The following is a 23,863-nucleotide window of genomic DNA, read 5'->3' on the forward strand; positions in this document are numbered from 1 at the left end:
AGCCCCGCGATGCGGGGCTTTTTTTCGTCCGGCCGCCATGCGGCGCGCGGCGCGGCTCATGCGTGCCGTTGCAGCCCTTCAGCATCCTTCGTGGGCGCGGGCCGGTAGCCGAGCGATTCCGAGATGGTCAGCGCGGTGCGGCTCAACTGGCCGAGCCACGCATCCTGCAGGCGGTCGGCCGGTGCCGACAGCGACAGGCCCGCGACGAGCTTGCCCGAGTCGTCGTAGATGCCGGCCGCGATGCAGCGCACGCCCAGCTCCAGTTCCTCGTTGTCGCGCGCGCACGATTGCTGGCGCACGAGTGTCAACTCGCGCTCGAGCTTCGCGATGTCGGTGATGCTGTTCTGCGTATGGCCGGACAGCCCGGTGCGCGTCGCATAGGCGCGCACGCGCGACGTTTCGTCGACCGCGAGAAACAGCTTGCCGACCGACGTCAGGTGCAGCGGCGCGCGGCCGCCGATCGCGCGGACGACCTGCATCCCCGAGCGTTCGGAATACGCGCGCTCGATATAGACGATTTCGTCGCCCTGGCGCACCGACAGGTTCACGGTCTGGCCGGTCAGGCGGTGCAATTCGCGCATCGGCATCAGCGCAGCGTCGCGTACCGACAGGCGCGCCTTCACGAGGTTGCCGAGCTCGAGCAGCCGCATGCCGAGCCGGTAGGTGCCGGGATCGGAGCGGTCGACGAGGCGGCAGGTCACCATGTCGTTGAGGATGCGGTGTGCGGTCGACGGATGCAGCTCCGTGCGCTGCGCAAGCTCTTTCAGGCTGACGGGGTCGCTGTGCGCGGCGAGCGCGTCCAGCAGCCGCATCATGCGTTCGATCACCTGGATCGACGTTTTGGAATCCGGGGTGGGTTGGCTCATGTCGGGGGAGAATCGGTTGACGCGTCAAGCGGTATTGCGTCGATTGTATCTCGTATCGTGAAAAAAGCGAACGCCGTTCGAGGAAATCCTCGTTTCCGGCATTGCGCACTTGCGCGCGTGCCGGCGTTGGTCTTGCCGGCCAAACGGCGGATAATGAGAGCCGTTTTCTCGAAGGAGCGCGTATGCGAGTCGGTTTGTTCGTGACCTGCCTGGTCGACCTGATGCGTCCGGAAATCGGCTTTTCCGCGCTGAAACTGATTCGCGACGCCGGCTACGAAGTGTTCGTGCCGCCCGCGCAGACGTGTTGCGGCCAGCCGGCCTACAACTCGGGCGACCGCGCGCTCGCGCGGGATCTCGCCGAAAAGACGCTGCGCGAGTTCGAGCAGTTCGATTACCTCGTCGCGCCGTCGGGCTCGTGCGGCGGCATGATCCGCGCGCACTACGGCGACCTGTTCCGCGACGACCCCGAACTGATGGGGCGCTATGCGCGATTCCAGCAGAAAGTCTACGAACTGACCGATTTCCTCGCGAACGTCGCGAAGGTGACGCTCGCCCCCGGCGAATTCACGGGGCCCGTCACCTATCACGACTCATGCTCGGGCCTGCGCGAGCTCGGCGTGAAGGCGCAGCCGCGCGCGCTGCTCGCGCAGCGCGGCGTGGCCGTCACCGAGATGAAGGACTGCGAGCACTGTTGCGGCTTCGGCGGCACGTTCGCGGTCAAGTACGGCGACATTTCGGCGGCCATCGCGGACGAAAAGTGCGCGAACGTGCGCGCGTCCGGTGCGGGCGCCGTCGTGCTCGGCGATCTCGGCTGCATGCTGAACATCGAAGGGCGGTTGCGCCGCACGGGCGACCGCGACACCCGCGTGCTGCACGTCGCGCAGGTGCTGGCGGGCGACGTCTGACGCCCGGTTCCGCTTACTTTTCCCCGAAACCGCGATGCAAGTTCAATCGATGCATTTCAAGGCGCGCGCCGGCCAGAAGCTGGCCGACCAGCGCCTGCAGCAGAACCTGAAGAAGCTGTCGACGAAGTTCGTGTCCGCGCGCGCCGATGCGATGACCGCGATCGACTTCCCGGCGACGCGCGCCGCGCTGAAAGCGCGCCGCAACCGTGCGCTGGAGAACCTGGACGTGTGGCTCGAGGCGTTCGAGCGCGAGGCGACGCGGCGCGGCACGACGGTGCTGTTCGCGGAAACGACCGCGGACGCCGCGCGGCTCGTCGCCGACATCGCGCGGCGCCACGACGTGAAGAAGGTCATCAAGACGAAATCGATGGTGTCCGAGGAAATGCGCCTGAACGCGGTGCTCGCCGAGATGGGCGTGCAGTCGATCGAGACGGACCTCGGTGAATACATCCTGCAGATCAACGACAACGAGCCGCCGAGCCACATCATCGCGCCCGTCGTGCACAAGGACAAGGACGAGATCGCCGACCTGTTCGCGCGCACGCACCACCGCGAGCGGCTGACCGAGATTCCGGACATGACGCGCGAGGCGCGCGAGGTGCTGCGCCCGCATTTCCTGTCGGCCGACATGGGCGTCACGGGCGGCAACTTCGTGATCGCCGAGACGGGGTCGGTCGCGCTCGTCACGAACGAAGGCAATGAAGGGATGTGCACGGTGATGCCGCGCGTGCATGTCGCGGTGACGGGCATCGAGAAGGTGCTGCCGACGCTCGAGGATCTCGCGACCGCGATGCGTCTGCTGCCGCGCTCGGCGACCGGGCAGAAGACCTCGAACTACTTCTCGCTGCTCACCGGGCCGCGCGGCCCCGGCGACGAGGACGGCCCGGAGCACAACTACGTGGTGCTCGTCGACGGCGGCCGCACGGGCCTGATCGGCGGCGAATTCCAGGAGATGCTGCGCTGCATCCGCTGCGGCGCGTGCATGAATCATTGCCCGGTGTACCAGAAGGTCGGCGGGCACGCGTACGGATGGGTCTATCCGGGCCCGATGGGGTCGGTGCTGACGCCGAGCTACGTCGGGATCGACCGTGCGCTCGACCTGCCGCAGGCCGCGACGCTGTGCGGCGAATGCGACAGCGTGTGCCCGGCCGGGATCCCGCTGTCGCACCTGCTGCGCACGCTGCGCGAGAAACAGGTCGAGCGGCACCTGCGGCCGTGGCGCGAGCGCGCCTTGCTCGCCGCGTGGGGCTTTGTCGCGCGCCGGCCGCTCCTTTACGCGCTGACGACCAAGCTCGCGGTACGGATCCTCGAGCGGCTGGGCGGCAACGGCGGCACGCTGCGGCGCCTGCCGATGATGGGCGGCTGGATGGACACGCGCGACATGCCGACGCCGACCGGCCGTACGTTCCGCGAACTGTACGCGGCCTCGCAAAGCCACCTGGGCTGACGACTGTTCATCGGGCGGCAACAGTGCGTTCGCTATTCATGTATTTATCTTGATAGGCGCGGTCTATAGAATCCTGCCTGTAGTCCCCGAAATCGGGTTTCGGGGCATGAGGTCAAGGAGCCGCATCATGAAAAAGACAATATCGATGTACTGGCCGCTGGCAATCGTCGTCCCGCTCGCCGCGGTCGCTTATCTGCACGCGATGGCCGACGCGCCGGCGCGTGGACCGATCGCCGTTCATCAGGCATCGGCCGAACTCGCGCGCGCGGTGTCGTTCGGGTTGGTCGACGACGCGACGAAACCGTTGCCGGCCGCATCCGGCGACGTCGTGCTCGCCGCACCCAAGGCGCTGTAAGGCACGCCGCCGTCGCTTCGCGCGGCGGCGCGATTCCGGGCGCCTTTGTATAATGGCGCGTTCTTCTCCCGCGCGGTTCGCCGCGGCTTTCCGATAGTGCGATGACCCGCGTTGCGATCTGTTTCGTCTGTCTCGGCAATATCTGCCGTTCGCCCACCGCAGAAGGCGTGATGCGCCACCAGGTGGACGCGGCCGGGCTGGCCGACCGGATCGAGGTCGATTCGGCCGGTACCGGCGACTGGCACGTCGGCGAGCCGCCCGACACGCGCGCGCAGGCGGCGGCCCGCACCCGCGGCTACGACCTGTCGGCGCTGCGGGCGCGGCAGGTGAGCACGGCGGATTTCGAGCGGTTCGACCTGCTGCTGGCGATGGACGAAGCCAATCTCGCGGAATTGCGGCGGCGCTGCCCGCCCGGGCATCGCGACAAGGTGCGCCTCCTGATGGAATTTGCGCCGGGCGCGGCCGAGACCGAAGTGGCCGATCCTTATTTCGGCGGCGCGCAGGGCTTCGAACAGGTGCTCGACCAGGTCGAGCGCGCGTGCGCGGGCCTGCTGGACACCCTCCGGAGCGGCACCGCACGCTGATCGCGGCGGGGTATTCAGCGATCTGCGAATACCCTGTCGAAGACATGGATACTTGACTAAAATCGTCAAATATTTATACTTGACCAAAATCGTCAAGATTGCAGTCCCCTAGACACCATGAGACTCACCACCAAAGGCCGTTTCGCCGTCACGGCGATGATTGACTTGGCACTGCGCCAGGAGCAGGGCCCGGTGACGCTTGCAGGCATCAGCCAGCGCCAGCGGATTTCGCTCTCGTATCTCGAACAGCTGTTCGGCAAGCTGCGCAGGCATGAAATCGTCGAATCCGTGCGCGGCCCGGGCGGCGGCTACAACCTCGCGCGCCGCGCGCAGGACGTCACCGTCGCCGACATCATCATCGCGGTCGACGAACCGCTCGACGCCACGCAGTGCGGCGGCAAAGGCACGTGCGACGGCTCGAAGCAGCCCGACGGCCATTGCATGACGCACGAGCTGTGGTCGACCCTGAACCAGAAAATGGTCGAATACCTCGATTCGGTATCGCTGCAGGATCTCGTCGATCAGCAGCGCGCACGCGAGGGCGCGCCCTCGGTGCTGCGCGACCGGCGCGCGCCGGAGCCCGCCGCAGCGCCGGCCGAACCGGTGCGCACGATGCCGCTCGGTCCCAATTCGGTGTTCAACATCGCGAGTTCGTGAGCGCGAACGCGCCGCACACCCCATAACGCACATAGTCCCTGCACAGAATACCCGGAGCGACAGATGACCCAAGAGACTCTCCACCTGCCCATCTACATGGATTACAGCGCGACGACGCCGGTCGACCCGCGCGTGGTCGACAAGATGGTGCCGTACCTGCGCGAGCAGTTCGGCAACCCGGCATCGCGCAGCCACGCGTACGGCTGGGATGCGGAACGCGCGGTCGAGGAAGCGCGCGAACAGGTGGCTGCACTCGTGAACGCGGATCCGCGCGAGATCATCTGGACGTCCGGCGCAACGGAATCGGACAACCTCGCCATCAAGGGTGCCGCGAACTTCTACAAGGGCAAGGGCAAGCACATCATCACGGTGAAGACCGAGCACAAGGCCGTGCTCGACACCTGCCGCGAGCTCGAGCGCGACGGCTTCGAAGTCACCTATCTCGACGTGAAGGAAGACGGCCTGATCGACCTCGACGTGTTCAAGGCCGCGCTGCGCCCGGACACGATCCTCGTATCCGTGATGCACGTGAACAATGAGATCGGCGTGATCCAGGACATCGAGACGATCGGCGAGATCTGCCGCGAGAAGGGCATCGTGTTCCACGTGGACGCCGCACAGTCGACCGGCAAGGTCGAGATCGACCTCGCGAAGCTGAAGGTCGACCTGATGTCGTTCTCGGCGCACAAGACCTACGGCCCGAAGGGTATCGGCGCGCTGTACGTGCGCCGCAAGCCGCGCGTGCGCATCGAAGCGCAGATGCACGGCGGCGGCCACGAGCGCGGGATGCGTTCGGGCACGCTGGCGCCGCACCAGATCGTCGGCATGGGCGAAGCGTTCCGCATCGCGCGTGAAGAAATGGCGACCGAGAACGAGCGCATCCGCATGCTGCGCGACAAGCTGCTGCGCGGCCTGTCGCAGATCGAGGAAACCTACGTGAACGGCGACATGGAGCACCGTGTCCCGCATAACCTGAACATCAGCTTCAACTTCGTCGAAGGCGAGTCGCTGATCATGGCGATCAAGGACGTCGCGGTGTCGTCGGGCTCGGCGTGCACGTCGGCGTCGCTGGAGCCGTCGTACGTGCTGCGTGCGCTCGGCCGCAACGACGAACTCGCGCACAGCTCGATTCGTTTCACGGTCGGCCGCTTCACGACGGAGCAGGACGTCGACTTCGTGATCAACCTGCTGAACAGCAAGATTGCAAAGCTGCGCGAACTGTCGCCGCTCTGGGAAATGCACCAGGAAGGCGTCGATCTGTCGACGATCGAATGGGCAGCACACTGAACACCGCATTGAATACTTTCGCGGGCGGATTTGCGCACGCAGACGTAACGAGTCAAGGAGTCTGAGTCATGTCATACAGCAACAAGGTTCTGGATCACTACGAAAACCCGCGTAACGTCGGTTCGTTCGCGAAAGACGACGACGCGGTCGGCACGGGCATGGTCGGCGCGCCGGCCTGCGGCGACGTGATGAAGCTGCAGATCCGCGTCGGCGCGGACGGCGTGATCGAAGACGCGAAGTTCAAGACGTACGGCTGCGGTTCGGCCATCGCGTCGAGCTCGCTCGTGACCGAATGGGTGAAGGGCAAGACCCTCGACGAGGCGCTGTCGATCAAGAACACGCAGATCGCCGAAGAGCTGGCCCTGCCGCCGGTGAAGATTCACTGCTCGATTCTCGCGGAAGACGCAATCAAGGCAGCCGTGGCTGACTACAAGAAGCGCCACGACACCAAGGAAGGCGATCAGGCAGCAGCCTGAGCGGCATCGAGCGGCTTGTGAAGGATCGCGGCGGGCCCGGGGGGCGCGCCGCGGCAAGGACATCATGGCAATTACACTGACCGAAAAAGCAGCACAGCACGTCCAGAAATACCTCGTCCGTCGCGGCAAGGGTGTGGGCCTGCGGCTTGGCGTTCGCACGACCGGGTGCTCGGGGCTCGCGTACAAGCTCGAGTATGTCGACGAGCTGGCCCCCGAGGATCAGGTGTTCGAGAGCCATGGCGTGAAGGTCATCGTCGACCCGAAGAGCCTCGCGTACATCGACGGCACCGAGCTCGACTTCGCCCGCGAAGGCCTGAACGAAGGGTTCAAGTTCAACAACCCGAACGTGAAGGACGAGTGCGGCTGCGGCGAATCGTTCCGCGTGTGACGCGGGTTTCCGCACGATGCGGGCAAGAGGCGGCACGGGCCGCCTTTTTAATGTGCGGCGTTTGCCGCGCGACGAACCGGAATTGAACGCGACGATGGTTTCGCTGAAAGACAGCCACTTCGATCTGTTTCACCTGCCCGCGCAATTCGCGCTCGACGAGACGGCGCTCGACAGCGCCTATCGCACGGTGCAGACGCAGGTGCACCCGGACCGCTTCGCGGCGGCCGGCGACGCGCAAAAGCGCATCGCGATGCAATGGGCGACCCGTGCGAACGAAGCCTACCGCACGCTGCGCGATCCGCTGAAGCGCGCGACCTATCTGCTGTCGCTGCGCGGCGTCGACATCGGTGCCGAAAACAACACCGCGATGGAGCCCGCGTTCCTGATGCAGCAGATGGAGTGGCGCGAAGGCATCGAGGATGCCGCGGCTGCCCGCAACGTCGACGCGCTCGATGCGCTGCTCGCCGAACTGCGCGACGAAAAGCGCGTGCGCCTCGAGCGCCTCGGCACGCTGCTGGACAGCGCGGCCGACCAGGCCGCCGCCGAGGCCGTGCGCCAGCTGATGTTCATCGAACGGGTCGCGTCGGAAGTGGGCGCGCAGATCGAGCGCCTCGAAACTTAACCGCGTGCCTCGCGGCACGCGCAGCAAACGGGCCGAGCGCCCGAACGAACCAAGATGGCTTTACTGCAAATTTCCGAACCGGGCATGGCGCCGGCGCCGCACCAGCGGCGACTCGCTGTCGGGATCGATCTCGGCACGACGAACTCGCTCGTCGCGGCCGTGCGCAACAGCGTGCCCGAAGTGCTGCCGGACGAAGCGGGCCGCGCGCTGCTGCCGTCGGTGGTCCGTTATCTGGAGAAGGGCGGCCGCCGCATCGGTCACGAAGCGAAGGAGCAGGCCGCGACCGATCCGCGCAACACGATCGTGTCGGTCAAGCGCTTCATGGGCCGCGGCAAGGCCGAGGTCGAAGGCGCGGCGAATGCGCCGTACGAATTCGTCGATGCACCCGGCATGGTGCAGATTCGCACGATCGACGGCGTGAAGAGCCCGGTCGAAGTGTCGGCCGAGATTCTCGCGACGCTGCGTTACCGTGCGGAAGACACGCTCGGCGACGACCTGGTCGGCGCGGTGATCACGGTGCCCGCGTACTTCGACGACGCGCAGCGCCAGGCGACGAAGGACGCCGCGCGCCTCGCGGGCCTCAACGTGCTGCGCCTGCTGAACGAACCGACCGCGGCCGCGATCGCTTACGGTCTCGACAACGCGGCCGAAGGCCTTTACGCGGTGTACGACCTGGGCGGCGGCACGTTCGACCTGTCGATCCTGAAGCTGACGAAGGGCGTGTTCGAAGTGCTGGCCGCGGGCGGCGATTCCGCACTCGGCGGCGACGATTTCGACCACGCGCTGTTCGGCCAGGTGCTCGCACAGGCCGGCATCGACGCGAAGGCGCTCGCGCCCGAGGACGTGCGTCTGCTGCTCGATCGCGTGCGCGTGCTGAAGGAAGCGCTGTCGTCCGCGCCGCAGGCGTCGCTCGACGTGACGCTGTCGACCGGTGCACACCTCGTGCAGACGATCTCGCACGACACGTTCGCCGCGCTCGTCGAGCCGCTCGTGCAGCGTACGCTGACGCCGACCCGCAAGGCGCTGCGCGATGCGCAGGTGAGCCCGGCCGACATCAAGGGCGTCGTGCTGGTCGGCGGTGCGACGCGCATGCCGGTGATCCGCGAGGCGGTCGCGAAGTATTTCGGCCAGCCGCCGCTCGTCAACCTCGATCCGGACCAGGTCGTCGCGCTCGGCGCGGCGATCCAGGCCGACCTGCTCGCCGGCAATCGCGGCAGCGGCGACGACTGGCTGCTGCTCGACGTGATCCCGCTGTCGCTCGGCGTCGAGACGATGGGCGGTCTCGTCGAGAAGATCATCCCGCGCAATTCGACGATTCCGATCGCGCGTGCGCAGGAATTCACGACCTTCAAGGACGGCCAGACCGCGATGGCAATCCACGTCGTGCAGGGCGAGCGCGAACTCGTCGCCGACTGCCGGTCGCTCGCGCGCTTCGAGCTGCGCGGCATCCCGCCGATGACGGCCGGTGCGGCGCGCATCCGCGTGACCTACCAGGTCGATGCGGACGGGCTGCTGTCGGTGTTCGCGCGCGAGCAGCATTCGGGCGTCGAGGCGTCGGTCGTCGTGAAGCCGTCGTACGGCCTCGCCGACGACGACATCGCGAAGATGCTCGAGGACAGCTTCAAGACCGCCGAGATCGACATGCGGGCACGCGCGCTGCGCGAAGCGCAGGTCGAGGCCGAGCGGATGATCGAGGCGACGCAGGCGGCGCTGGCGGCCGACGGCGAATTGCTCGACGACGCCGAACGCACGCAGGTCGACGCGCTCGTCGCGGCGCTGCGCACGATCGCGCAGGGCGACGACACGGACGCGATCGAAACCGCGACCAAGACGCTGGCCGACGGCACCGACGAATTCGCGGCGCGCCGGATGGACAAGAGCATCAAGCGCGCACTGTCGGGCCGCCGCCTCGACGAGATCTGAACGAACGAACTGCACGCGGGCCGGCGACGGCCCGCGCGATATTGAACCGTGCGGCGCCAGCCGCCGCACCCTGACTGACGGAACGGACATGCCTCAACTGGTGGTGCTGCCTCACGTCGAACTGTGCCCGGACGGCGCAGTGATCGACGCGACGCCCGGCAAGAGTATTTGCGACAACCTGCTCGACAACGGCATCGAGATCGAGCATGCGTGCGAGAAGTCGTGCGCCTGCACGACCTGCCACGTGGTGATCCGCGAGGGCTTCAACGATCTCGAGCCGTCCGAGGAGGACGAAGACGACCTGCTCGACAAGGCGTGGGGCCTCGAGCCGACATCGCGCCTGTCGTGCCAGGCGATCGTGAAGGAAGATTCGGACCTGGTGGTCGAGATCCCGAAGTACTCGATCAACCACGCGAAGGAAAATCACTGACGGATCGGCGGGGCGGACTCGCCACGTATACGGGAGAGCAGGCCATGAAATGGACCGATTCGCGCGACATCGCCATCGCGCTGGCAGACAAGCATCCGGACGTCGATCCGCAGCGGATCAATTTCGTCGACCTGCGCCAATGGGTCATCGAACTGGACGGCTTCACCGACGACCCGGCGCACTCGGGCGAGAAGATCCTCGAAGCGATCCAGGCTCACTGGATCGACGAATCGGATTTCGACGACGAAGACTGAGGTTCGCGCCGACGCCCGCACCGCGTGGCGTCCGCCAAAAAAGAAAAGGCTCGTGATGCTTCACGAGCCTTTTTCGTTTCCGGCGCGGCGCACGGCCGCCCGGCGATTCGTCGTGCGCTATGCGCCGACCAGCGTGCCGTTCTCGATCCGCACGCGCTGGCCCTGGCCGAACGGCGGCGGGTTGTGGTACGTGAACGTACGCGTCGCGCCGCTTTCCATCTGGACCTGCACCTGGTAGTCGGTTTCCGCGCGCACCTGCTTCTCGACCTGGTTGCCGGCGAGACCGCCGCCGAGCGCGCCGATGATCGTCATCGCGGTGCGGCCGTTGCCGTGGCCGAACTGGTTGCCGAGCAGGCCGCCGGCCGCTGCGCCGCCGACCGCGCCGATCCCCGAGCTCTGGCCCGGCGTACGCGTCTGCGTGATCGCGACGACCGTGCCGCAGGTCTGGCAATAGGCCGGCTGCGCGGGTGCGGACGACTGTTGCGCGTATTGCGGCGGTTGCGGCGCCGGCGTATGGCGGTGGTGCGTGGCTGCCGGGCGCGGCGCGGGCCTCGGCTCGGCTTGTGCCGCAGCCGCTTTCTCCGCAGCGGCCTTCTCGGCCGCCGCCTTCTGCGTGGCCTGTTCGGCTGCCTGCTGCTGCGCTTGCGCGGCGAGCGCGGCGCTGGCTGCCGCGGCCGTATCGACGGCCGGCTGCGACGCGATCAGCGCGGCCTGGGTCTGGCCGTTCTGCGCGTTGTTGCTGCTGGCCTTCGGGAAGATGCCCGTGATCGCGGCGGTGGCGGCGAGGCTGGCGACGATGACGGCGCCTGCGGCGGTCGCGATGAGCGGGTGCAGGCGTTGCTTTTGCGGCGTGGTTTGATTCTGGTTGTCCATTTTCTTCTCCGGTGTCGACCCGGTTTCGCACGTTGGCGCTGGCCGGATCCCACGCTCGGGAGCGAGCAGACTTGGCGTTCCGGCGCCTCGTTCTGGTCCCGTGGTCATGCGTGGTGACGCAACAGGAGTGTCGTCCACGAGCGAGCGGCGCACCGTATCAAGGTGTAACGAATTGCAGCAGAGGGCCCGCAGGCGTTACCGGGAAAACCCGGAGAAGGCCGTTGCGACGAGGAGATAAAACGGGGGAGGATCGAAAACCGGCGAACGCCGGCAGGCGGGATTTACGCGTGGTTACAAAGCTGACGCGTGCGCGCCGAGGGCGCGGCGCACACGCGGGCACGGCCGTCAGTCTTCGCGGCGCAGGTGCGGGAACAGCAGCACGTCGCGGATCGTCGGGCTGTCGGTCAGCAGCATCACGAGACGGTCGATGCCGATCCCGCAACCGCCCGTCGGCGGCATCCCGTGTTCGAGCGCGCGGATGTAGTCGGCGTCGAAGAACATCGCTTCCTCGTCGCCCGCATCCTTCTGCTCGACCTGCTTCTTGAAGCGCGCGGCCTGGTCTTCCGGATCGTTCAGCTCCGAGAAGCCGTTCGCGATCTCGCGGCCGGTCATGAACAGCTCGAAACGCTCGGTGATGCCCGGCATCGTATCCGATGCGCGTGCGAGCGGCGACACTTCGACCGGGTAGTCGATGATGTAGGTCGGCTCCCACAGCTGCGATTCGGCGGTTTCCTCGAACAGCGCGAGCTGCAGCGCGCCGATGCCGGCGTTCAGGAAGGCCGGCTGCGACACGTCGACGCCGAGGCGCTTCAGTTCGGAACGCAGGAACGCGTCGTCCGACAGCTGGCCGTCGGTGTACTGCGGCGCGAACTTCTGGATCGCCTGCGTGATCGTCAGGCGGTGGAACGGCTTCGCGAGATCGAGCTCGCGGCCCTGGTACTGGATCGTCGCGGTGCCGAGCGCATCGATCGCCGCCTGGCGGATCAGCTGCTCGGTGAAGTCCATCAGCCAGCGGTAGTCGGTGTACGCGGCGTAGAACTCCATCATCGTGAATTCCGGATTGTGGCGCGGCGACACGCCTTCATTCCGGAAGTTGCGGTTGATCTCGAACACGCGTTCGAAACCGCCGACGATCAGGCGCTTCAGGTACAGCTCCGGCGCGATGCGCAGGAACATCTGCATGTCGAGCGCATTGTGGTGCGTGACGAACGGCTTGGCCGCGGCGCCGCCCGGGATCGGGTGCAGCATCGGCGTCTCGACTTCCATGAACTCGGCGTTGTCCATGAACTTGCGGATCGACGCGATGGTCTTGGTGCGCGCGCGGAACGTGTCGCGCGTTTCCGGCGTGACGATCAGGTCGACATAGCGCTGGCGATAGCGCATTTCCTGGTCGGCGAGGCCGTGGAACTTGTCCGGCAGCGGACGCAGCGCCTTCGACAGCAGGCGCAGTTCCTTGCACTGGACGGACAGCTCGCCCTTGTTGGTGCGGAACAGCACGCCGCGTGCGGCGACGATGTCGCCCAGGTCCCACTTCTTGAATGCGTCGTAGGTTTCCGCGCCGACGTCGTTCGGCGTCACGAAGAACTGGATCTGGCCCGAACCGTCCTGCACCGTCGCGAAGCTCGCCTTGCCCATCACGCGCTTGAGCATCATGCGGCCGGCGACCGACACCTCGACCGGGTTCGCTTCGAGCGCGGCCTTGTCCGAGTCGGCGAATTTCACCTGGAGATCGGCGGCGTGATGCGTCGGCCGGAAATCGTTCGGATAGGCGACGCCTTGCTCGCGCAAGGCGCGCAGCTTCTCGCGGCGCTCGGCGATGATCTGGTTTTCGTCCGCCGCGACGGCGGGCTGCGTTTGGGTCGGTTCGGTCATGATGGTCGGAATTCGGAGTGGGTGCGGCAACGCAACGGGAAGGGCGGCGCGACCGGAGGGGCCGCGCCGCGGCGCTTACACGCCCTGTTTGAGGCTCGCGCTGATGAAGTCGTCGAGATCGCCGTCGAGAACGGCTCTCGTGTTGCTCATTTCGACGTTCGTGCGCAGGTCCTTCACGCGGCTCTGGTCGAGCACGTACGAACGGATCTGGTGGCCCCAGCCCACATCGGTCTTGCTCGATTCGAGCTTGTCCTGTTCGGCCTGGCGCTTGCGCATTTCGACTTCGTACAGGCGCGATTTCAGCATCGCCATTGCTTCGGCGCGGTTGCGGTGCTGCGAGCGGTCGTTCTGGCACTGCACGACGATCCCGGTCGGCATGTGCGTGATCCGCACCGCGGAGTCGGTCTTGTTGATGTGCTGGCCGCCCGCGCCCGATGCGCGGTACGTGTCGATGCGCAGGTCGGCCGGGTTGATCTCGACTTCGATCGAATCGTCGATTTCCGGATAGACGAACACCGACGAGAACGACGTGTGACGGCCGCCCGACGAGTCGAACGGCGACTTGCGCACGAGGCGGTGGATGCCCGTTTCGGTGCGCAGGAAGCCGTATGCGTATTCGCCCGTGACCTTGACCGTCGCGTTCTTGATGCCGGCGACGTCGCCGTCGGACTCTTCGAGCACCTCGGCCTTGAAGCCCTTGCGTTCGCAATAGCGCAGGTACTGGCGCAGCAGCATCGATGCCCAGTCGCACGCCTCGGTGCCGCCGGCGCCGGCCTGGATGTCGATGAAGCAGTTGTTCGGGTCGGCCGGGTTCGAGAACATCCGGCGGAACTCGATGTCGCCGACGCGCGCTTCGAGCTTCTTCGCGTCGTCTTCCGACGCGACTAGGGTGTCTTCGTCGCCTTCCTCGCGTGCGAGCTCGAACAGGTCGAGCGCATCGCGCAGGTCGCTATCGAGCACGGTGAGCGTCGTGACGACGCCATCGAGCAGCTTCTTCTCGCGACCGAGCGCCTGGGCGTTCTTCGAATCGTTCCAGACGTTCGGGTCCTCGAGTTCCTTGTTGACTTCGGTCAGACGCGCAGCTTTGGCGTCGTAGTCAAAGATACCCCCGAAGCTCGCCCGCGCGGTTGCGCAGGTCGAGCAGGGAGCTTTCGATCGCGTTGAGACGTTCCGCTTCCATGATCGTTCGCTGTTCTTGCTTCGTAAAAAAGCGGAATTATAGCCGATCGGCAGGGTTTCCCGGTGACGCGGAGTGTGCTTGCGCGCGCGCCGCGGCCCCGTCCGGCGCGGCGCGCATGTGGTCCGCATGTGCGCCGCATATGGCCCGCGGGCGCCGCGGGCCGGGTGGCAGGGCGGTCGGCGCTCAGCCGGCCGCGTGTTCGACGATCAGCTGGACGCGCGTCACGCCATTCCACGTGTCGGCCACGAGGCGGTACGCGATCAGCGCGCTCGCCGGCAGCGGCTCGGTGTGGTTGAACCAGATCGCGTTGAAGCGCTGGCGGCCGCGCGCCAGTTGCAGCTTCAGGTGCTTTTCCTTCACGAGCGACTGCGACACGACGTCGAATTCGCCGGAGAAAAGCGGGGCCGGAAAGCCCTGGCCCCAGACGGCTTCGTCGAGCAGCCCGACGAACTGCGGCGTGAAATACGCTTCCTCCAGTTCGCCGTCGGTCTCGATCACGCGCGCGAGCGCGTCGTCGGACAGCCACTCGCGCGCGACGGCCTCGAACGCGGCCGCGAAGCGCGGCACGTTGTCGGTGTCGAGCGTGAGGCCGGCCGCCATCGCGTGGCCGCCGAACGCGACGATCAGGTCGGGTTCGCGCTTCGACACGAGGTCGAGCGCATCGCGCAGGTGGAAGCCGGGAATCGAGCGGCCCGAACCCTTGACCCGCGTGCCGGCCTCGTCCGCATGCGCGAACGTGAACGACGGGCGGTGGAATTTCTCCTTGAGCCGTCCGGCGACGATGCCGATCACGCCCTGGTGCCATTCGGGATTGAACAGCGTGATCGTGCACGCGTCGGCCGGATCGACGTCGGCGAGATCGGCGAGCGCCTGCTGCTGCATGCCGGCCTCGATCTCGCGGCGCTCGCGGTTCATCACGTCGAGCTGCTGCGCGAGGTCCCAGGCGCGGCCGATGTCGTCGGTGATCAGGCACTCGATGCCGAGCGACATGTCGGACAGCCGCCCCGCGGCGTTCAGGCGCGGGCCGAGGCCGAAGCCGAGGTCGAAGCCCGACGCGGTGCGCGCTTCACGCGCGGCGGCGCGGAACAGTGCGGCGATGCCGGGCTGCATGCGGCCGTTGCGGATGCGCTGCAGCCCCTGCGCGACGAGCACGCGGTTGTTGCCGTCGAGCCGCACCACGTCGGCGACGGTGCCGAGCGCGACGAGGTCGAGCAGCCCGTCGAGACGCGGCTCGGCTTCCTTGCTCGCGAACGCGCCGCGGCGGCGCAGCTCGGCGCGCAGCGCGAGCAGCACGTAGAACATCACGCCGACGCCGGCGATGTGCTTGCTCGGGAACGCGCAGCCGGGCTGGTTCGGGTTGACGATCGCGCGCGCGGCGGGCAGCGCATCGCCGGGCAGGTGGTGATCGGTCACGAGCACGTCGATGCCGCGTGCGTTCGCGGCCTCGACGCCCGCGACGCTCGCGATCCCGTTGTCGACGGTGATCAGCAGGTCGGGCTTGCGCGCGGCCGCGAGTTCGACGATCTCGGGCGTGAGCCCGTAGCCGTATTCGAAGCGGTTCGGCACCAGGTAGTCGATTTGCGCGCCGAACATCCGCAGGCCGCGCACCGCGACCGCGCAGGCGGTCGCGCCGTCGCAGTCGTAGTCGGCGACGACCAGCAGGCGCCGCTGGTCGGCGATCGCGTCGGCGAGCAGCGCCGCGGCGTCCGCGCAGCCTTTCAGTTCGGTGGGTGGCACGAGGCGCGCGAGCGCCGTCTCGATGTCGGTCGGGGACTGCACGCCTCGCGACGCATACAGGCGTGCGAGGACGGGGTGCAGGCCGTGGCGCGCGAGCGCTTCGGCGTCGGCGGGCGCGACGGGGCGGGTAACGATCCGGGTCATACAGGTCGGGTTATTCGAACAGGGATGCCAGCGCGCGGCGGCGCCAGAACTTGCGCAGGTCGCCGCGCGTCGCGTGCAGCGTCACGGAGCTGGTGTCGCCGCACAGCGTGAAGTCGACGCCGGCCAGCTCACCGTCTTGCAACGCGGCGAGGGCGGGCGCGAACCAGTCGCGCTCGAGCGCGGCGAGCGCGTCGTGCCAGCGTGCCCAGTCCTGTTCGATGAACGGGGCGGACAGCGTGGGCAGCTCGACGAGCGTCGCGCCGGCGGCGGCGTGCAATGTGCCGAATGCGGCCGGCACGGCGCCGGCCTCGGCCTGCGCCGCGCGCGCGAGGCCGAGCGCGGCGGGCGACACGGACAGCACGCGCGCGAACGGCTTGCCGACCGGCTTCAGCGTGCCCTGCGCGTGGAACCAGATCGAATTGACGGCGGGCAACCCGCGCGCTTCGCGCGCTTCGTTGACCGGATGCTGGAACCACGCCATCTGCACTTCGTTCTGCAGCTTCATCCACATCCGCGAGCGTTCGCCGGTGTGCGCCTCGTGCGGCAGCCAGATTTCGATATTGCGGCCGCTGGCGCGCAGCGGCGCGGCGCCGGCGAGGCGGGCGAGCTGCTCGCTGGACAGGTACCAGCGCGCCGGATGCGGCGCTTCCAGTTGCACGCCGAGTTCCTCGATCAGCGGGCGCGCGACCGCCAGCAACGCGGCGGCGTCGCCATCGTCGAGCGCGAGGCTCGCCGGGTCGACGAGCACGAGGTGATCGTGCGCGATTTCGACATGGACGGGCTCGACGCACGCCCAGGCCTGGGTGCCCGGGGCGCCGCCGTCCGCCAGCAGCATGTAGGGCGCGAGCGGCGCCTCGTCGGCGGCGTTGCCCTGGGTCGCGCCGAACCGGCGGGCCAGCCAGCGCTCGTGCGGCAGCGTGCGCTGGAAGTCCTCGCCGGCCACGCGTTCGACGAGGCTCGCGCGGGCGAGCAACTTTTCGAGCGCGGGGCTGTCCAGCGTGTGCAGGGACGAGGCCGCATCGGCCGCCGACGGCAGCGCGAACGGAACGAGAAAATGGAGGCGTCGGTCATGCATGATGGTGCGCATTGTATGGCAAACTGCGCGCGTGATCGGGCCGGCTGACGGTCCGATTGGGCCCGATTGCGTCCGGCGACCGCTTTTTTCGACCGCGCCCCGGGCGGCGCTCCGGCCTCGGGCCGCCATCCCCGCCGTAACCAGCAGAAAGGATTCGCTTGAAACTTCCGTACGAATGGCAGATCGGCTGGCGCTACACGCGCGCCGGCAAACGCACGACCGGCAACGGCTTCATTTCCTTCATCGCGCTCGTGTCGATGCTCGGGATCGCGCTCGGCGTCGCGGCGCTGATCGTCGTGCTGTCCGTGATGAACGGCTTCCAGAAGGAAGTGCGCGACCGCATGCTGTCGGTGCTCGCGCACGTCGAGGTGTTCTCGCCGACCGGCTCGATGCCCGACTGGCAACTGACCGCGCAGGAAGCGCGCCGCAATCCGTCGGTGACGGGCGCGGCGCCGTACGTCGACGCGCAGGCGCTGCTCACGCGCCAGGACGCGGTGAGCGGCGTGATGCTGCGCGGCGTCGAGCCGTCGCTCGAGCCGCAGGTGTCGGACATCGGCAAGGACATGAAGGCGGGCCAGCTCGCCGCGCTCGTGCCCGGCCAGTTCGGCATCGTGCTCGGCGACGCGCTCGCCGGCAATCTCGGCGTGACGGTCGGCGACAAGGTCACGCTCGTCGCACCCGAAGGCACGATCACGCCGGCCGGGATGATGCCGCGGCTCAAGCAGTTCACGGTCGTCGGCGTGTTCGAGTCGGGCCACTACGAATACGACAGCACGCTCGCGATGATCAACATCCGCGACGCGGAGGCGCTGTTCCGGATGGCCGCGCCGACCGGCGTGCGGCTGCGGCTCACCGACATGCAGAAGGCGCCGCAGGTCGCGGTCGAGCTGTCGCATACGCTGTCGGGCAGCCTGTACATCCGCGACTGGACCCAGCAGAACAAGACCTGGTTCTCGGCCGTGCAGATCGAGAAGCGGATGATGTTCATCATCCTCACGCTGATCATCGCGGTGGCCGCGTTCAACCTCGTGTCGTCGCTCGTGATGACGGTGACCAACAAGCAGGCCGACATCGCGATCCTGCGCACGCTCGGCGCGCAGCCGGGCTCGATCATGAAGATCTTCGTCGTGCAGGGCGTGACGATCGGCTTCGTCGGCACCGCGTCGGGCGTCGCGCTCGGCTGCCTGATCGCGTGGAGCATTCCGTGGCTGATCCCGATGATCGAGCACCTGTTCGGCGTGCAGTTCCTGCCGCCATCGGTGTACTTCATCAGCGAGCTGCCGTCCGAGCTCGTCGCGGGCGACGTCATCAAGATCGGCCTGATCGCGTTCGTGCTGTCGGCTGTCGCGACGCTCTATCCGAGCTGGCGCGGCGCGAAGGTGAAGCCGGCGGAGGCGCTGCGCTATGAATGATCGCGCGACCGCATTCGCGGATTCACGACAACCCATCAGACAGGATTCGGCAGGTATGCAGGAATACGTGCTTCAGGCGCGCGGGATCACGAAGGCGTTCGTGCAGGGCGGCTTCAACGTGCAGGTGCTCAACAACACCGAGCTGACGGTGCGGCGCGGCGAGAAGCTGGCGGTCGTCGGCGCGTCGGGCTCCGGCAAGAGCACGCTGCTGCACGTGCTGGGCGGCCTCGACGAACCGAGCGCGGGCGAAGTGTCGCTGCTCGGCAAGCCGTTTACGCAGCTCGCCGAGCGCGAGCGCAACGAGCTGCGCAACCGCGCGCTCGGCTTCGTCTATCAGTTCCATCACCTGCTGCCGGAATTCACCGCGCTCGACAACGTCGCGATGCCGCTGCGCATCCGCCGGATGACGACCGAGGACGCGCGCGCACAGGCACAGGCGATGCTCGAACGTGTCGGTCTCGGTCCGCGTGCGAAGCACCGGCCGGGCGAGCTGTCGGGCGGCGAGCGGCAGCGCGTCGCGATCGCGCGCGCGCTGGTGACGAAGCCGGCCTGCGTGCTCGCCGACGAGCCGACCGGCAACCTCGACGGCACGACGGCCGATACCGTGTTCAACCTGATGCTCGAATTGTCCGAGACGCTCGAAACGAGCTTCGTGATCGTCACGCACGATCCCGAGCTCGCCGCGCGCTGCGACCGCATCATGCGCCTGCGCGACGGCGTGCTGCACGAGGAGCCGGCGCTGCCGGTGTGAACGAACGCCTCCGCCGTGCCGCCGGGCGAGTCCCGGCGTTGCGGCGGGGCGCAGGAAAGCCGCCATGTGGATCGATACGCATTGCCATCTCGATGCCGCCGAATTCGACGCCGACCGCGACGCGGTCACGCAGGCGGCGCGTGCGGCCGGCGTGTCGCGCATCGTGATCCCGAGTGTCGGGCGCGACAATTTCTCGACCGTGCGCGAACTGGCGCAGCGCACCCCGGGCGCGGTCTATGCGCTCGGCATCCACCCGATGTATACGCCGCACGCACGCGACGAGGATCTCGACCGGCTGCGCATGGAGATCGAGGCGAGCCTCGACGATCCGCGCTTCGTCGCGATCGGCGAGATCGGGCTCGACTACTTCGTGCCGGGGCTCGACGAAGCGCGGCAGCAATTCTTCTATCAGGGGCAGCTCAAGCTCGCGCGCGAATTCGAGCTGCCGGTGCTGTGCCACGTGCGCAAGTCGCAGGACCGCGTGCTCGCCGGGCTGCGCCGCTTCGGCGTGCGGCGCGGCATCGCGCATGCGTTCAACGGCAGTTTCCAGCAGGCCGACGCGTATCTCGCACAGGGGCTGCATCTCGGTTTCGGCGGCAACGTGACGTTCGGACGCGCGTTGCAGATCCGCCGGCTCGCCGCGCAGTTGCCGCTCGACGCGATCGTCGTCGAGACCGACGCGCCCGACATCGCGCCCGAATGGGCGTACAAGTCCCGCAACGCGCCCGACCAGGTGCCGCGCATCGGTGCCGTGCTCGCCGAGCTGCGCGGGATCGACGCGCACGCGCTGTCCCTATCCACAACGGCTAACGCGCTCGCCGCGCTGCCGCGCCTCGCCCTTTCGTCCGCATAATCGTTGCCGGAAGGCGCCGTATCGACAGCGGCGGCGCCAGGTCGACGAGGAGGCGCGATGCGCGTGTGGTGGATCGCGTTCGCGCTCGGCGTCGTCGTGCTGCAGCGGCAGGCGGCGTTGCCGGGCGCGGGCGTCTGGGCGGGCGGGGCGGCCGTGCTGGCCGGTTGCGGCGCGCTGCTCGCATGGTGTGCGCGGCGCCGTCGAACCCGCGCGATCGTCGCGCTCCGGTGGGTGCTGTGCGCATGCGCCGCCGGTGCGATCGGATTCGGCTATGCGGCCGCGCGCGCCGAATGGCGGCTGCGTGACAGCCTGCCCGTCGAGCGGGAAGGGCGCAACATCGTCGTCACGGGGGTGATCCGCGGGTTGCCGGTGATCGACGACACCGGTGCGCGACTGCTGTTTGCCGTCGAATCGAACGATGCGGCGCTGGCCCGGTTTCCTCCCCTGATCCGGTTGTCGTGGCGCACGTACGGCGCGCCCGCGGCACGCGACGCGATGCCCGATTTGCGCGCCGCGCAGCGCTGGCGCCTCGTCGTGCGCCTGAAGCGTCCGCATGCCGAGGCGAATCCCGGCGTGCGCGACAGCGAGGCGGCATGGCTCGCCGCGGGCATACGCGCGATCGGCTATGTGGTCGCGCCCGAGCGGGCGGAACTGCTCGACGCGCGTGCGTCGGGTTGGCGCGCGTCGATCGATCGGCTGCGCGACGCGCTGCGTGCCGGTATCAGCGATGCGCTCGGCGGCGGCGCGCGCCATCGCGGCATCGTGACCGCGCTCGCGGTCGGCGATCAATCCGGCATCGGCGACGACGCGTGGCGCGTGCTGCGCAATACGGGCACGAGTCATCTGGTCGCGATCTCGGGGCTGCACGTCGGGCTGGTCGGCGCGATCGCCGGCGGGATCGCATCGATCGTCTGGCGGCGTCTGCGCTGGCGGGGACGTGCGGCGGCGCTGATGATACCCGCGCCTTACGTGGCTTCCGTTGCCGCGCTGACGGCCGCCGCCGGCTACGCGGCGCTCGCCGGCTTCAACGTGCCGGCGCAGCGCGCATGGTGGATGATCGCGGCCGGTGCGGCCGCCTATCTGGCCGGACGCAGCGTGCCGACGTCCGCGGTGCTGTGCGCGGCGCTCGGCGGCGTGCTGCTCGCCGATCCGTGGGCCGTGTTGTCCGCTGGTTTCTGGCTGTCGTTCGGCGCGGTCGCGGTGATCCTGATGGCGGTCGCAGGCTGGCGCGCGGTGCGCGAATTCGACGGGGGCGACAGGCACGACAGCGGCGACGGTGCGGGGGATGGCACCGCCGCGGTCGACCGCTGGCGGTGGCTGCGAGCAGGGTGCGCGCGTGCCGGGCGCCGAATCGCGGAGGCGACGCGCGTGCAGTACGCGGTGACGATCGGTCTCGCGCCGCTGACGGCCGCGTGGTTCGCGCAGATCTCGGTGTCCGGCCCGTTCGGCAATGCGTTCGCGATTCCGTGGGTCAGCGCCGTCGTGACGCCGGTCGTGCTCGCCGGTATCGGGTTGCCCGCCCCGCTGGACGCGCATGCGTTCCGGCTCGCGCATGCTGCGCTCGAACCGATGATGACGCTGCTCCGGCATCTCGCCGACTGGCCGGGCGGCGTGTTCTGGCTGCGCATGCCGGACGGGCCGGTGCTGGCGCTCGCGTGCGCGGGCGTCGCGTGGGTTCTGATGCCGCGTGGCTGGCCGCTGCGCTGGGCGGCGCCGATCACGTGGCTGCCGCTGCTTGCGCCGGCGCCCGATAAACCGCCGCCGGGCGGCTTCCGGCTGACCGTGCTCGACGTCGGGCAGGGCGCGTCGGTGCTGGTCGAGACCGCGCGCCGGACCTTGCTGTTCGATGCGGGGCCGGGGGCGGAGTCGACTCATGCCGGTCAGCGGATCGTTGCGCCGTCGTTGCGGTCGCGTGGAATCCGGACCGTCGATGCGCTCGTGCTCAGTCATGCGGACGCCGATCACGCGGGCGGCGCGGCGGCCGTCTATGCGGCCGCCGAGGTCCGCCAGCTGGTCGCCGGCATCGCGCCGCGGCACCGGCTATGGCGCGACGCGCAGGCGGCCGGCGTGACCGATCGGTTGCCTTGTGCGGCCGGGCAGCGGTGGAGCTGGGACGGCGTCGTCTTCACGATGCTGTGGCCGCCGCGCGTGGCGGTTGCAGGCTCGTCGAACGAGCAATCGTGCGTGCTGCGCATCGACGCGGGCGACACGTCGGCATTGTTGACGGGCGACATCGAGGCAGGCGCCGAGCGCCGCCTGGTGGCCGACGCGCGCGACGCGCTGGCCGCGCAGATCCTCGTCGTGCCGCACCATGGCAGCCGCACGTCGTCGGTCGAGCCTTTCCTCGATTCGGTCGGGCCGCGCGTCGCGGTATTTCCTGTAGGCTATCGCAATCGCTTCGGGCATCCGCACCGGACGGTCCTCGCGCGCTACGAGGCGCGCGGGATTCCGCTGCCGCGCACCGATCGCGACGGGGCCGTGCGGTTCGACGTCGCGCCGGCGGGCGGCGGTTTTGCGTTCGAGCGTTATCGCGATGCGCAGCGACGGTACTGGATGGACCGGTGAGTAGCGCGATGGCTCGCGGCAGGAACGAAGAGACCGGATCACGTGCTGAAGCACTGGAGCCCGCCGACCGCGAAGCATGGGACGGGGGTAGGTGCTGAAGTACCAACTTCGATCGACCGCGCAGCATGGGACAGGAGTAAGTGCTGAAGCACCAACTCCCGCCGACCGCGAAGCATGGGACCGGAGTAGGCGCTAAAGCACCAACTCCGGTCGACCGCGAAGCATGGGACGGGAGTAGGCGCTAAAGCACCAACTCCGGTCGACCGCGAAGCATGGGACGGGAGTAGGCGCTAAAGCGCCAACTCCCGTCGACAAAGGAGACATTGGCGTTTGAAGGACATCCTCCACTTCTCGCATGCGAACGGTTTTCCGGCCTCGACGTACCGGACGATCTTCGCCGAGCTGGCAGACGACTATGACCTGCGTTACATCGAGCGCATCGGTCACGACCGCCGCTACCCGGTGACGCGCGACTGGCCGCATCTCGTCGAGCAACTGCTCGACGACATCGGCAGCCGCTACGAGCGCCCGGTCTGGCTCGTCGGCCATTCGCTCGGCGGCTACCTGTCGCTGATGGCCGCGCTGAAAAAACCGCACTGGGTGCGCGGCGTGGTGATGATCGATTCACCGATCATCGCGGGATGGCGCGCCGGCGCGCTGCGCGCGAGCCAGTGGGCCGGGCTCGACGAGCGGCTGTCGCCGGCGGCCGCGACGCGCAACCGGCGCACGCGCTGGGCGAGCCGCGACGAGGTCTGGCGGCACTTTCACGAGAAACCCGCGTTCGCGCGCTGGGACGAGCGGATGCTGTCGGACTACATCGACTACGGCATCCCGCAGGCGGGCGGCGACGGCGAACGCGCGCTCGCATTCGACCGGCAGGTCGAATACCTGATCTACCGGACGCTGCCGCACACGCTCGGCCCGCGGCTCGCGCACGGCGCGCCGGTGCCGCTCGGCTTTCTCGCCGGCACGCGCTCGCGCGAGGTGCGGCAGGTCGGGCTCGAGGCGACGCGCCGCGCCGCGCGCGGGCGCATCGAATGGCTCGAGGGCAGCCACCTGTTCCCGATGGAGCGGCCGATCGAGACGGCCCGCGCATTGCAGCGGATGCTGAATTCGCTGAAAACGGCGGAGGGCGGCGTGCCGCGCGACAGCGCTGCGCTCGCGAACAGCGCCTGACGCATCGGTCAGGTGCCCGGCGTCCGGCGTG

Annotated in this window: 23 protein-coding genes; 17 read left to right on the forward strand and 6 right to left on the reverse strand. The window is 68.2% G+C overall.

Annotation, left to right across the window (positions count from 1 at the left end; translation table 11 throughout):
• Nucleotides 1–56 precede the first annotated feature (56 nt).
• Nucleotides 57–866 carry an IclR family transcriptional regulator gene (locus U4Y91_RS12740; RefSeq protein ID WP_124488314.1) on the reverse strand — a complete coding sequence of 270 codons (810 nt, stop codon included), beginning with the start codon at nucleotides 864–866 and terminating at the stop codon, nucleotides 57–59.
• A gap of 182 nt (nucleotides 867–1,048) precedes the next feature.
• Here U4Y91_RS12740 and U4Y91_RS12745 point away from each other — a divergent pair, with 182 nt between their 5' ends.
• The 12 genes from U4Y91_RS12745 (at nucleotide 1,049) to iscX (ending at nucleotide 10,194) form a co-directional block, all read left to right on the forward strand.
• Complete coding sequence (locus U4Y91_RS12745) at nucleotides 1,049–1,771, forward strand: (Fe-S)-binding protein (protein ID WP_321805353.1); 723 nt, start codon at nucleotides 1,049–1,051, stop codon at nucleotides 1,769–1,771.
• A 34-nt stretch (nucleotides 1,772–1,805) separates the two neighbouring features.
• Nucleotides 1,806–3,218: a lactate utilization protein B gene (locus U4Y91_RS12750; protein ID WP_321805354.1), complete on the forward strand. Its 1,413-nt coding sequence runs from the start codon at nucleotides 1,806–1,808 to the stop codon at nucleotides 3,216–3,218.
• Between the two features lie 127 nt (nucleotides 3,219–3,345).
• Complete coding sequence (locus U4Y91_RS12755; protein WP_321805355.1) at nucleotides 3,346–3,573, forward strand: hypothetical protein; 228 nt, start codon at nucleotides 3,346–3,348, stop codon at nucleotides 3,571–3,573.
• A gap of 101 nt (nucleotides 3,574–3,674) precedes the next feature.
• Nucleotides 3,675–4,157 (forward strand): low molecular weight protein-tyrosine-phosphatase, encoded by a 483-nt coding sequence (locus tag U4Y91_RS12760; protein WP_321805356.1) that lies wholly within the window; start codon nucleotides 3,675–3,677, stop codon nucleotides 4,155–4,157.
• Between the two features lie 117 nt (nucleotides 4,158–4,274).
• Nucleotides 4,275–4,814, forward strand: coding sequence for a Fe-S cluster assembly transcriptional regulator IscR (gene iscR, locus U4Y91_RS12765; RefSeq protein ID WP_321805357.1), 540 nt, complete (start codon nucleotides 4,275–4,277; stop codon nucleotides 4,812–4,814).
• Between the two features lie 63 nt (nucleotides 4,815–4,877).
• Complete coding sequence (locus U4Y91_RS12770) at nucleotides 4,878–6,101, forward strand: IscS subfamily cysteine desulfurase (RefSeq protein WP_321805358.1); 1,224 nt, start codon at nucleotides 4,878–4,880, stop codon at nucleotides 6,099–6,101.
• Nucleotides 6,102–6,169: 68 nt separating this feature from the next.
• Nucleotides 6,170–6,577 carry a Fe-S cluster assembly scaffold IscU gene (gene iscU, locus U4Y91_RS12775; protein WP_009691729.1) on the forward strand — a complete coding sequence of 136 codons (408 nt, stop codon included), beginning with the start codon at nucleotides 6,170–6,172 and terminating at the stop codon, nucleotides 6,575–6,577.
• 64 nt (nucleotides 6,578–6,641) lie between these two features.
• Entirely contained in the window at nucleotides 6,642–6,965 is a 324-nt protein-coding gene (gene iscA, locus U4Y91_RS12780; RefSeq protein ID WP_014896627.1) for an iron-sulfur cluster assembly protein IscA, read from the forward strand.
• Nucleotides 6,966–7,059: 94 nt separating this feature from the next.
• Entirely contained in the window at nucleotides 7,060–7,587 is a 528-nt protein-coding gene (hscB, locus tag U4Y91_RS12785) for a Fe-S protein assembly co-chaperone HscB (RefSeq protein WP_044848201.1), read from the forward strand.
• Between the two features lie 54 nt (nucleotides 7,588–7,641).
• Nucleotides 7,642–9,510 (forward strand): Fe-S protein assembly chaperone HscA, encoded by a 1,869-nt coding sequence (gene hscA / locus U4Y91_RS12790; RefSeq protein ID WP_321805359.1) that lies wholly within the window; start codon nucleotides 7,642–7,644, stop codon nucleotides 9,508–9,510.
• An 88-nt stretch (nucleotides 9,511–9,598) separates the two neighbouring features.
• Complete coding sequence (fdx, locus tag U4Y91_RS12795) at nucleotides 9,599–9,940, forward strand: ISC system 2Fe-2S type ferredoxin (RefSeq protein ID WP_040144570.1); 342 nt, start codon at nucleotides 9,599–9,601, stop codon at nucleotides 9,938–9,940.
• A gap of 44 nt (nucleotides 9,941–9,984) precedes the next feature.
• Nucleotides 9,985–10,194: a Fe-S cluster assembly protein IscX gene (iscX, locus tag U4Y91_RS12800; protein ID WP_124614543.1), complete on the forward strand. Its 210-nt coding sequence runs from the start codon at nucleotides 9,985–9,987 to the stop codon at nucleotides 10,192–10,194.
• A 117-nt stretch (nucleotides 10,195–10,311) separates the two neighbouring features.
• Here the strand turns inward: iscX and U4Y91_RS12805 are convergent, their stop codons facing one another.
• From U4Y91_RS12805 to U4Y91_RS12825, 5 genes are all read right to left on the reverse strand, one after another.
• Nucleotides 10,312–11,067, reverse strand: a complete 756-nt coding sequence (locus U4Y91_RS12805) for a glycine zipper 2TM domain-containing protein (protein WP_321805360.1) — start codon at nucleotides 11,065–11,067, stop codon at nucleotides 10,312–10,314.
• Between the two features lie 345 nt (nucleotides 11,068–11,412).
• Nucleotides 11,413–12,939: a lysine--tRNA ligase gene (lysS, locus tag U4Y91_RS12810; RefSeq protein WP_321805361.1), complete on the reverse strand. Its 1,527-nt coding sequence runs from the start codon at nucleotides 12,937–12,939 to the stop codon at nucleotides 11,413–11,415.
• 75 nt (nucleotides 12,940–13,014) lie between these two features.
• A protein-coding gene (gene prfB, locus U4Y91_RS12815; RefSeq protein WP_321805362.1) for a peptide chain release factor 2 occupies nucleotides 13,015–14,119 on the reverse strand; the annotation gives its coding sequence in 2 pieces (ribosomal slippage) (nucleotides 13,015–14,037 and nucleotides 14,039–14,119; 1,104 coding nt in all).
• Between the two features lie 183 nt (nucleotides 14,120–14,302).
• A complete protein-coding gene (recJ, locus tag U4Y91_RS12820) occupies nucleotides 14,303–16,000 on the reverse strand; it encodes a single-stranded-DNA-specific exonuclease RecJ (RefSeq protein WP_321805363.1) in 1,698 nt (565 codons plus the stop codon).
• Between the two features lie 10 nt (nucleotides 16,001–16,010).
• Nucleotides 16,011–17,087, reverse strand: coding sequence for a regulator (locus U4Y91_RS12825; protein ID WP_321805364.1), 1,077 nt, complete (start codon nucleotides 17,085–17,087; stop codon nucleotides 16,011–16,013).
• 146 nt (nucleotides 17,088–17,233) lie between these two features.
• On the opposite strand from U4Y91_RS12825, the gene U4Y91_RS12830 reads away from it, so the two are divergent.
• The 5 genes from U4Y91_RS12830 (at nucleotide 17,234) to U4Y91_RS12850 (ending at nucleotide 23,832) form a co-directional block, all read left to right on the forward strand.
• Nucleotides 17,234–18,487, forward strand: a complete 1,254-nt coding sequence (locus tag U4Y91_RS12830) for a lipoprotein-releasing ABC transporter permease subunit (RefSeq protein ID WP_044848183.1) — start codon at nucleotides 17,234–17,236, stop codon at nucleotides 18,485–18,487.
• A complete protein-coding gene (gene lolD / locus U4Y91_RS12835; RefSeq protein ID WP_081051465.1) occupies nucleotides 18,480–19,238 on the forward strand; it encodes a lipoprotein-releasing ABC transporter ATP-binding protein LolD in 759 nt (252 codons plus the stop codon). The genes U4Y91_RS12830 and lolD overlap by 8 nt, the downstream gene beginning before the upstream one ends.
• Nucleotides 19,239–19,302: 64 nt before the next feature.
• On the forward strand, nucleotides 19,303–20,091 hold the full coding sequence (locus U4Y91_RS12840) for a TatD family hydrolase (protein WP_321805365.1): 789 nt from the start codon (nucleotides 19,303–19,305) through the stop codon (nucleotides 20,089–20,091).
• Between the two features lie 57 nt (nucleotides 20,092–20,148).
• Nucleotides 20,149–22,656 (forward strand): DNA internalization-related competence protein ComEC/Rec2, encoded by a 2,508-nt coding sequence (locus U4Y91_RS12845; RefSeq protein WP_321805366.1) that lies wholly within the window; start codon nucleotides 20,149–20,151, stop codon nucleotides 22,654–22,656.
• Nucleotides 22,657–22,986: 330 nt separating this feature from the next.
• Nucleotides 22,987–23,832 (forward strand): alpha/beta hydrolase, encoded by an 846-nt coding sequence (locus tag U4Y91_RS12850; protein WP_321805367.1) that lies wholly within the window; start codon nucleotides 22,987–22,989, stop codon nucleotides 23,830–23,832.
• Nucleotides 23,833–23,863: the final 31 nt, after the last annotated feature.

Origin of the sequence: Burkholderia sp. BCC1993, from assembly GCF_905339865.1 — a bacterium.
Classification (GTDB): domain Bacteria; phylum Pseudomonadota; class Gammaproteobacteria; order Burkholderiales; family Burkholderiaceae; genus Burkholderia.